The organism is Actinosynnema sp., from assembly GCF_052038725.1.
In genome coordinates this window covers 1-3,690 of the sequence record NZ_JBQGCX010001005.1, presented here as the reverse complement: position 1 = coordinate 3,690, position 3,690 = coordinate 1, and the positions used below count along the sequence as shown (strand labels likewise).

The 3,690-nt window shown below is 69.9% G+C and carries 1 protein-coding gene and 1 pseudogene; both read left to right on the top strand.

Going from position 1 to position 3,690, the window contains the following annotated elements; genetic code table 11:
• Positions 1-347: 347 nt before the first annotated feature.
• Complete coding sequence (gene dctA, locus ACTUAL_RS21335) at positions 348-1,718, top strand: C4-dicarboxylate transporter DctA (protein WP_440901490.1); 1,371 nt, start codon at positions 348-350, stop codon at positions 1,716-1,718.
• A 903-nt stretch (positions 1,719-2,621) separates the two neighbouring features.
• Positions 2,622-3,690 (top strand): annotated as a pseudogene (locus ACTUAL_RS21330) (glutamate synthase subunit alpha); the annotation flags it as partial.

Genomic DNA, 3,690 nt, shown 5'->3' with positions numbered 1-3,690 from the left:
CCCGCGAGCCCTCCCACCCGACCCGCCCCCTGTCCACCCGAACGGGGTGTGAGCCGCGTCCCCGCCCCCGCCGACCGCCCCCGGACCACCCGTCCGCACCGGGAGTCGCCCACCGTGACCGCGTCTGCGCCCCGCGCCCCTGCCAAGCGCTTGCCCGCAGCGCTCCGTGCCCGGTCAACACGGGTTCGTCACCCGCTGCCACCGTCCTAGGGGGCGCGTTCCCGCATCCGCGTGAACAGAGTGTTACGTCAGAGGGATCTGAAGTTTCAGTCGAGCGACTTGCCGTGAGTTCCCACTGTGCTCAGGATCACCGGACAACACCCGCCGGGCCCCTTGAGGAGGACAACGTGGTCACCGCGGAAACCCGTGAGCGCAAGCCGATCTACAAGCACCTGTACTTCTGGGTGCTGGTGTCGATCGTGCTGGGCGTGGTGGTCGGGTACGCCTTCCCGGCCCAGGCGTCCGGCATGAAGTGGCTCGCCGACTTCTTCGTCGCGCTGGTCAAGGTCGTCATCGCCCCGACCATCTTCTGCACCGTCGTCGTCGGCATCGCGGGCCTGGGCAACCTGGCCAAGGCGGGCGGCCTGGCGCTGCGCACCATCCTGTACTTCACCGCGATGACCACGGTGGCGCTCGCCATCGGCATGGTCGTGGTCAACGTCGTGCAGCCCGGCCACCACGGCCCGGCCATCCCGATCAACGACTCGGCCGCCGAGAAGACCCTCGCCGACGCCGCCACCGCCGAGACCGGCGTCACCGGCTTCATCCTGAGCCTGGTCCCCAAGTCGTTCGTCGGCGCGTTCACCGACGGCCAGCTGATCCAGGTCCTCGTCGTCGCGATCCTGGTCGCGGTCGCCGTGGCGGGCATGGGCAAGCGCGGCGAGCGCGTCGTCACCGCCCTGGACACCACCGCCAAGGTCATGTTCGGCGTCATCAAGATCGTCATGTACGCGGCCCCGATCGGCGCGTTCGGCGGCATCGCCTACACGATCGGCAAGTTCGGCGGCACGATCCTCGGCAAGCTCGCCTGGCTGATGGGCTCGTTCTACGTCACCTGCATCCTGTTCGTGTTCGTCGTCCTCGGCGGCGTCGGCATGTACGCGGGCGTCAACATCGTGAAGTTCCTGCGCTACATCAAGGACGAGCTGCTGATCGTGCTCGGCACGTCCTCCAGCGAGTCGGTGCTGCCCCGGATGCTGGTCAAGCTGGAGGCGGCGGGCGCGGACAAGTCCGGCGTCGGCCTGACCATCCCGACCGGCTACTCGTTCAACCTCGACGGCACCTGCATCTACCTGACCATGGGCGCGATCTTCATCGCCCAGGCCACCGGCCACGACGTCAGCATCGGCACCCAGATCGGCCTGCTGCTGTTCATGCTGCTGGCCTCCAAGGGCGCGGCGGGCGTCACCGGCGCGGGCCTGGTCACCCTGGCCGCCTCGCTGCAGGCGTTCGAGGCCAACAGCGCCATCCCGGCCGTCGGCATCGCCCTGATCGTCGGCATCGACCGCTTCATGTCCGAGGCCCGCGCGCTGACCAACGTCGTCGGCAACGGCATCGGCACCCTGGTGATCGCCAAGTGGCAGAAGCAGCTCGACGGCGAGCAGCTCAAGCGCGTCCTGGACGACCCGGACTCGGTCGACGTCGACAGGCTGATGGACCAGCAGCACGGCGACGACGACGAGACCAGCAAGCAGCCGGTGGGCGCGGGCGCCCGCTGACCGCCTCCCCGACGCCGAGGGCCCCGTCTCCGCAGCACGCGGGGGCGGGGCCCTCGGGTCACTCCGGGGGCGAACGGGGCCGCGCCGCCCGGTGGCGTCCGAAGAGGACACGATGGGGTGGGTTCTCCGAGTCGCAACCCGCCCGTCACAGTCGAACCGGCCCGCACCGCAGCCCGTCCGGCGCCCGCCACGACCCCGTGTCACCCCAGGTCCGGCCACGCCGTGTTCGCGCCCGCGGAGGACCGGGAACCCACCCCTTCCGGGGGACGCGGAAGATCACTCAGCGCCACGGACCGGCCCCGAGCGCCGCCGCCCCTTGACGGGATCTTGAACCTGAACGCAGAATGTCCCGCGATTCCGCTGGGCGGGTGGAAAAACCACCCGACCCGCACAACGGGAGATCCGATCCGGCGCACACGCCCGCGCGTCTCCCGCAACCCGATCCGCCGGTCGGAGGCGGTCCCGCTCCACTCGGGACGGTCGCCGAGGGCGGTCGAACGAACGGCTCCGCTGAGCGAGAAGGACGCGGAGCACGTCACCAACAGGGGTGCCGCTGGGCGCTCCGGCCGAAAGAAGTCGACGCAGAGTAACGAAAGAGCGGGGATCAAGCAGTCCGCCGGATGAGTGTTGTCGCTGTTCCCCGCGTCTCAACGGGGACGCGCCCGCACGTTCGCGGAGTTATGCTTAACACGGCGTAACAGCTCAGGGGCTCTATCGTCCCCCGCCTCCCAATCGTTACTTGCCAACAGCCGGGATCACCCATTGGATGGTGTGACTTGGTTTCACGGCTGTTAAAGTCGCGTCAACACGCGGGCCATCGTCGTCCCGTGCCCAGAAGCCGAGATTCCCAGGACTGAGCACGAGGACTCGTTCTCTCGAACGACGACGAGGGAGGTCTACGCAGTGATCTTCTCCGCCATCCCCTCCGCGCAGGGTCTCTACGACCCCAATGCGGAGCGTGACGCCTGTGGTGTCGCGATGGTCGCCGACACGTTCGGCAGGCGTTCGCACGCGATCGTAGTCGACGCGCTGACCGCGCTGGCCAACCTGGAGCACCGGGGCGCAGCCGGAGCGGAGCCGACCAGCGGCGACGGCGCCGGGATCCTGCTCCAGCTCCCCGACGAGTTCCTGCGCGAGAGCGTGGACTTCGACCTGCCCGAGCGCGGTTCCTACGCCGCGGGCACCGCCTTCCTCCCCGCCGAACCCGGTGACCGCGCCAAGGCCGTCGCGCTCGCCGAGCGGATCGCCGAGGAGGAGGGCCTCGAGGTCCTCGGCTGGCGCGAGGTCCCGGTCGACCCGGAGCGCGCCGACATCGGCCCCACCGCCCGCTCGGTCATGCCGCACTTCGCCATGCTGTTCGTCAAGGGCGTGGGCGGCGAGAGCGGCATCACCCTCGACCGGCTCGCGTTCGCGCTGCGCAAGCGCGTCGAGCACGAGACCGCCACCGCGCAGGTCGGCGCCTACTTCCCGTCGCTGTCCGCGCGCACCGTCGTCTACAAGGGGATGCTGACCACCACCCAGCTCCCCGCGTTCTTCCCCGACCTGCGCGACGAGCGGCTGGCCAGCGCCATCGCCCTCGTGCACAGCCGGTTCTCCACCAACACCTTCCCGTCGTGGCCGCTGGCGCACCCCTTCCGGTACGTCGCGCACAACGGCGAGATCAACACCGTGCGCGGCAACCGCAACCGGATGCGCGCCCGCGAGGCGCTGCTCGCCTCCGACCTGGTGCCCGGCGACCTGAGCAGGCTCTTCCCGATCTGCCACCCGGACGGCTCGGACTCGGCGTCCTTCGACGAGGTCCTCGAACTGCTCCACCTCGGTGGCCGCAGCCTGCCGCACGCGGTGCTGATGATGATCCCCGAGGCGTGGGAGAACCACGCCGAGATGCCGGCCGACCAGCGGGCGTTCTACCAGTTCCACGCGAGCCTCATGGAGCCCTGGGACGGGCCCGCGGCCGTGGTCTTCTCGGACG